Raw genomic sequence first — 6225 nt, 5'->3', positions numbered from 1 at the left:
ACTATCGTGTCGCAGGCCATGAACACCGCGCCCCCCGCTTCCCTCTCTCCACTCGACACCGCCTGGGCGGCCCGGGACGACCAGCCGTCCGTCGCCCGCGCGGTGGTCCGTGCGGAACTCGGCGGCCGGAACGACGCCCAGGCCGGCGTGATCGCCGCCTACCTCCTGTGGCGTGACGGCGCGCTGCCCGACGCGGTCGAGCGCGTCACCGTCAGCCTCAACCACCTGAGACTCGCGGCGCCCAGCGTCTGGCTCGGCCGGGGGCTGAACATCCTGGCGGCCCTGCAGAGCCAGCTCAACCGGCCCGACCTGGCCGTCTCCCTGTACGAGGAGCAGGTGGACCTCGCCCGGCACATCCGGGACCCGGAACTGTCCGCGACCGCCCTGCACGACCTGGGCGTCGAACTGCGCCTCAGTGACCCCGGCCGGGCCCGCCAGCACATCACCGAGGCGCTGCTCGCCTTTCAGGCCATGAACTACGCCCACGGCGTGGCGGTCGCCCACACCAACCTCGCGGAGTTCGCCCAGCGCGCCGGTGACCACCACACCACGCTGCACCACGCCACGCAGGCCCTGACCTTCCCGCACCTCGACCAGCAACCCACCCTGGAAGTCGAGGTGCAGGCCGCCCTGCTGCACGCCCTGAGCGCCCTGAACGACCCCCGCGCCGACCGGACCCGCGCCCGGCTGGAATTCTTCAACCGCGCCGACAGCAACCCGGAAGTGCAGATCACGGCCGCCCTGGCACTCGCCCGTCACGCCACGCCGGACCGCGTACCCACCCTGCTCCTCCCCGCGCTGGACCGCGCCCGGCAACTCGGCGAGCACGTCAGCCTCCCGGTCCTGCACGAGGCGCTCAGTGTCGCCTACGCCGCGCTCGGCGACCACGCCTCCGCCCTGACCCACCTGCAGGAAACCCTGCGGCTCGAACGCCACCGCCACACCGCCGAACGCCGCCAGAACTTCCAGAGTTTCGAGGTATTGCGCCGCATCCAGTCCCTGCAGGACATGGCCGAACAGGAACGCCTGCGCAACGACGAACTGAACGTTCACCTGCAGGAACTCCGCGACCTGAACCGCCGCATCCGTGAACTCGGCCGCACCGACCACCTGACCCAGCTGACCAACCGCGAACACCTCTTCCACGAGGGCGAACGCCTCGCGGCGGCCAGCACACCCGACCGGCCACTGGCCGCCGCGATCATCGACGTCGACCACTTCAAACTCATCAACGACACCTGGGGCCACCAGATGGGCGACCGGGTGCTTCAGCAGGTCGCCCGGCTGATCCGCAGTGTCGCGCGGCCCGGAGACGTCGCCGCCCGTTACGGCGGCGAGGAATTCACGATCCTGCGGCCCGACGCCACCGCCGCGCAACTGGCCGCCACCTGCCAGGAACTGCAGCGTCGGCTGCAGGAGCACCCCTGGCACAGCATCGCGCCGGACCTGCGCGTCACGCTGAGTATCGGCGTGGCCGACACGACCAGCGCCGCGCACCCCGCCCCCCTGCCGAACCGTCCCGACGCGCCAGTCGCGCCCGACGTGCCGGGCGCGACCGCCCGCCTCGACGCACTGATCGCCGAGGCGGACCGGCGCCTGTACGCCGTGAAGAACGCCGGCCGTGACGCCATCCGCGCAGAACCCTGAACCTGCTGGCATCCGCGCGCCGAAAAGCTGCGCTGCGCGGCGGGTCGGAACAGAGCGGAGGCCGGGTGTGGCACCGGCAGCCCGGTGGGTTTCCGGGTCGTCAGGGCAGTTGCCCGAAGGGTGCAGTGACAGCCGCCGGAAGCAGGGGCCGTGGGGCGTGCTGTCTGTTCCACAGTTCCTGCACTTTTTCTCAAGATCACCTGTGGGTGGATTAAGGCCGGGCGCAGTCCAGCCTCACAGGCGACTGACAGTCTGAACCATGTCACTGCTCACCCTCCTCGGCTTCCTGCTGCTGCTTCAGGTCATCACCGGCCTGTCCCTGGGGGTCTGGTTCGCCTACCTCGCGCTGCGCGGCCCCCGCCACAGCCTGAATGCCGACCGTCAGCTCCGGTACTACCAGCGTCCGGCAGACCACGGCCAGGCGACCGGTGCGCCCGCACAGGCCAGCGACTGATCAGGAACGCTTCCGTTGCGGTGGCAACCCGGAATCCTCCTTGGTTCCACTCGCCCTGTACCGCAGCTCTCCGGAGCCCCCCGGACTGATACGGACTCCGGTTGAATGGGCTGCAAAGGCCATTCAATCCGAGCGGACTCGTAGAGCTGCGCTGCAGAGCGAGCAGGAGAGAAACGCCCCTCCGGACGTGGAGCTGGCAATCCGGTGAAGTTCCGGATTGTCGGCGAAACAAACGGCAGTCCGTATGACAGGGCGTGGGCCACCTGCTGTTCTGGCAGGGGGCCCACGAAACCGACGGGTGTCCGGGTCAGGAGACCAGGAGGGCCTGCGCCGCTGCCAGGACCAGTTCGGCATCCTGGCCGGGATGCACCGCCTGCCAGTGTTGCTTGATCACCCCGTCCGGACTGATCAGGAACGTCTCCCGGCGCGGCCGGCGCAGCGTCTCGCCCGGCCACGGTTCATCCAGCACGCCGAACAGGTTCGTGACCTCGTGCCGCACGTCGTTCAGCACCGGGAAGGTCAGGCGGCACAGATCCCGGAACCGCACCTGTTCACGGCGCGGGTCCCCGTTGACGCCCACCACGTCGATCCCCAGCGCCCGGAACTCCGGCTGCAGCGCCTCGTAACGCCGCGCCTGCAGCTGGCAGTGGGTGGTCGCCGTTTTCGGGAAGAAGAACAGCACCCGCCACCGCCGCGCCGCGGGCAGATACGGTGAACCGTCCTCCTGAACCGCCGTGAACTCCGGCACGAAATCACCTGTCGAAAGAGCCATCCACTGACAATAGATCCGCGCCCTGAGTGAAGTGTCCACGCCGTCTCATGTGGACGCCGGGATGCGCTGGTGGGGTGGCGGTGGAACGGGCCCGGGCATCACCCCGCGGTGGGGCAGGTCATCAGCAGGTCCCGTTCCAACCGCGGTCAGCGGACGACGATGTTGATGATGCGGCCGGGCACGTAGATCTCCTTGACGATCTGCTTGCCCTCGATGAAGCGGGCCACGTCGGCGTTCTCTTTGGCGGCGGCCATCGCCTCGTCCTGCGTGGCGCTCTTGCTGATCGTGACCTGTCCGCGCACCTTGCCGCTGACCTGCACGCCCATGGTGACGGTGTCGCGGGTCGCGGCCGCCTCGTCCACCTCGGGCCACGCGGCGGTGTGCACGCTGCCGTCCTGGCCGCGCGCGGCCCAGATCTCCTCGGCGATGTGCGGCACGACCGGGGCCAGCAGGCGGTTGAAGATGTCCAGCGCCTCGTCCCAGGCGGGCGTGCCGAACACCGGGGCGCGTTTGGCCTTGACCAGGGTGTTCGTCAGTTCCATCAGCGACGCGATGATGGTGTTGAAGCTCAGACGCTCGAAGTCCCCCGTGACCTTCTTCAGGGTGGAGTGCACCGCGAAGCGCAGGTCGGCGTCACTGACGGTCTCGGCGGGGCCGGTGACCTTGTCCTCCACGTACAGGTTCCACACGCGGCTCAGCCACTTGGCGGGGCCGTTGATGCCCTGCGGGTCCCACGGGCCGCCCAGTTCCCACGGCGCGATGAACATCAGGTACGTGCGGACCGTGTCCGCGCCGTACTCGCGCACCAGGTCATCCGGGTCGACGACGTTCCCGCGTGACTTGCTCATCTTCTCGCCGTCCTCGCCCAGGATCATGCCCTGGTTGCGCAGCCGGGCGAAGGGTTCGCTGTGCTTCGTCAGGCCCATGTCGCGCATGACCTTCACCCAGAAGCGCGAGTACAGCAGGTGCAGGATCGCGTGCTCGATGCCTCCCGTGTACAGGTCGACCGGCATCATGGGGTCCTTGGCGGGGTCGAAGGGACCGTCGTGGTAGTCGGGGCTCAGGTAGCGGTACATGTACCAGCTGGAGTCCACGAAGGTGTCCATGGTGTCCGTGTCACGCTCGGCTTCCCCCCCGCAGACGGGGCAGGTGGTCTTCAGCCACTCGGTGTCCAGTTTCAGGGGGCTCTGGCCGGTCGGGGTGAACTCCACGTTCTCGGGCAGGCGGACCGGCAGCTGGTCCTCGGGGACGGGCTGCGCGCCGTGCTCGGGGCAGTGCACGAACGGAATCGGGGTGCCCCAGTAGCGCTGGCGGGCGAACAGCCAGTCGCGCAGGCGGTAGGTGGTCTTCGCCTTCGCGATGCCGCGCGCCTCCAGCTGCTCCACGATGGCGGCGATGCTGGCCTTGCCACCGGGCAGTCCGTCGAACTCGCCGCTGTTCACGATGACGCCCTCGCCGGTGTAGGGTTCCGCCGCGTCCTCGGCCATCGGCCCGGCCCCCTCGGCGCGGATGACCTCCACGACGTCCAGCCCGAACTTGCGGGCGAACGCGAAGTCACGCTCGTCGTGCGCGGGCACCGCCATGATCGACCCGGTGCCGTACGTGACCAGCACGTAGTCCGCCACCCAGATCGGCAGCTGATGCCCGGTGATGGGGTGCGTGGCGTAGCTGCCGGTGAACACGCCGGTCTTCTCGCCCTCCTGCTGGCGTTCCACGTCCGTCTTGCGGCCCGCCGCCGCCACGTACGCCTCGACCTCCGCGCGCTGCCCGTCGGTGGTCAGGTCCGCCACCTTGGCGTGCTCGGGGGCCAGCACCATGAACGTCGCGCCCATCAGCGTGTCCGGGCGGGTCGTGAACACCGTCTCCGGCCCGGCCGGCGTGTCGAAGGTCACCTCGGCCCCCACCGACTTCCCGATCCAGTTGGTCTGCATCAGGCGGACCTTCTCGGGCATGTCCGTGTCACTGAAGTCCAGCAGCTCGTCGGCGTAGTCCGTGATCTTCATGTACCACTGGCTCAGGTTGCGTTTCTCCACGGCGGTCCCGCAGCGCTCGCAGTGGCCGTTCACGACCTGCTCGTTCGCCAGCACCGTCTGATCCTTCGGGCACCAGTTCACCAGCCCGCCCTTCTTGTACGCCAGGCCGCGCTTGTAGAACTCGATGAAGAACCACTGGTTCCAGCGGTAGTACTCCGGGTCGCACGTGGCGAACTGGCGGCTCCAGTCGATCATGGTGCCCATCGCCTGGAACTGCCCGGTCATCCGTTCGATGTTCGCGTACGTCCAGGTGGCGGGATTGGTCCTGTTCTTGATGGCGGCGTTCTCGGCGGGCAGGCCGAACGCGTCGAAGCCCATCGGGAACAGCACGTTGTACCCGCGCATCCGCAGCCAGCGGGCCCGCGCGTCCGGCGCGACGTTCGCGTACCAGTGCCCGATGTGCAGATTTCCGCTGGGGTACGGGAACATCGTCAGCGCGTAGAACTTCTCGCCCGGCGCGTCCTCGTTGAACCTGTACAGGCCGCTCTGCTCCCAGGCGTCCTGCCATTTCTTCTCGATGGCGTGCGGGTTGTAGCGCTCCATGCGCGGCTCGGGAATGTTGATGGGGTGCTCGTTGTTCATCTGGACTCCTTCGGAGGGGTGATGGGTGAGAGTTGACAGGTGATGGACGGGGCCGCTCTGGCGGCTGCAGAGGCTGGTCTATCAACCACCGACCATCATCAAAAAAAATCGCCCCGGCAGCCAGCCGGGGACGCTCGAACGGACCGGTACGGTCAGTCGAGGCGTCCCCGGCTGGTAAGCGCAGAGCGGATCATGCCTGGAAGTGTAGCGCACCGGCCCGCCGTTCGTCACGCCGGCGGGCCGCTCAGCGGGCCGGGGCGCTGCTGACGGTCACGAAGGTCCCCGGACCCTGGTGAGCGGCGAGGTACATCACCCGCTCGCGGCCGCGCGTGAGCACCACCTCGAGCTGCACGCCGTCGTCGGGACGCGCGGTCAACTGCGTGAACCCCCCGGCCTTCAGGACGTTCAGCACCGCCTCGGGCTGCCAGCCGGGAAAGGTGAACTGCTCGACGCGGGTCTGACCGGCCCGCACCTCGGCCCGCACCGTCCGCGACTCCGGGCAGATCGGCGTGCCGCCCGCCGGAACGGCCGCCAGCCCCCACACCCGCCCCGGCTGCTCGAAACAGTACAGGTCGCCCCGCCAGCGCGCCCCGGACTGCCACCACGCCCCCGCACACACCAGCAACGCCAGCGCCGCGACCACCCACACCACTCCCTTCAAGCCGCTCCCGTCATGGGCGCAGGCTACCCCGCCCGGCCCGGAAGCGGCCAGGGGCGCGTGACCCCGCGCCCGGACC

Annotated in this window: 5 protein-coding genes; 2 read left to right on the top strand and 3 right to left on the bottom strand. The window is 69.0% G+C overall.

Going from position 1 to position 6225, the window contains the following annotated elements; genetic code table 11:
* Together ABDZ66_RS05490 and ABDZ66_RS05485 are read left to right on the top strand one after the other, a co-directional pair.
* Positions 1-1647, top strand: a 1647-nt coding sequence (locus tag ABDZ66_RS05490; protein ID WP_343756971.1) for a tetratricopeptide repeat-containing diguanylate cyclase, incomplete at its 5' end; no start/stop codon positions are given.
* Between the two features lie 259 nt (positions 1648-1906).
* Positions 1907-2101 carry a hypothetical protein gene (locus ABDZ66_RS05485; protein ID WP_343756969.1) on the top strand — a complete coding sequence of 65 codons (195 nt, stop codon included), beginning with the start codon at positions 1907-1909 and terminating at the stop codon, positions 2099-2101.
* Positions 2102-2408: 307 nt separating this feature from the next.
* On the opposite strand, the gene ABDZ66_RS05480 is transcribed toward ABDZ66_RS05485, so the two are convergent.
* The 3 genes from ABDZ66_RS05480 to ABDZ66_RS05470 all read right to left on the bottom strand — a co-directional run bounded on the left by ABDZ66_RS05480 (position 2409) and on the right by ABDZ66_RS05470 (position 6149).
* On the bottom strand, positions 2409-2873 hold the full coding sequence (locus tag ABDZ66_RS05480) for a peroxiredoxin (protein WP_343756967.1): 465 nt from the start codon (positions 2871-2873) through the stop codon (positions 2409-2411).
* Positions 2874-3019: 146 nt separating this feature from the next.
* A complete protein-coding gene (gene leuS / locus ABDZ66_RS05475; RefSeq protein ID WP_343756965.1) occupies positions 3020-5488 on the bottom strand; it encodes a leucine--tRNA ligase in 2469 nt (822 codons plus the stop codon).
* A 244-nt stretch (positions 5489-5732) separates the two neighbouring features.
* On the bottom strand, positions 5733-6149 hold the full coding sequence (locus ABDZ66_RS05470) for a hypothetical protein (RefSeq protein WP_425544405.1): 417 nt from the start codon (positions 6147-6149) through the stop codon (positions 5733-5735).
* Positions 6150-6225 lie beyond the last annotated feature (76 nt).

The sequence above is a fragment of the Deinococcus depolymerans genome (genome assembly GCF_039522025.1).
GTDB classification, from domain to species: domain Bacteria; phylum Deinococcota; class Deinococci; order Deinococcales; family Deinococcaceae; genus Deinococcus; species Deinococcus depolymerans.
Note: the sequence above shows the minus strand (reverse complement) of the source record. Positions and strands in the feature narration are given on the sequence as shown.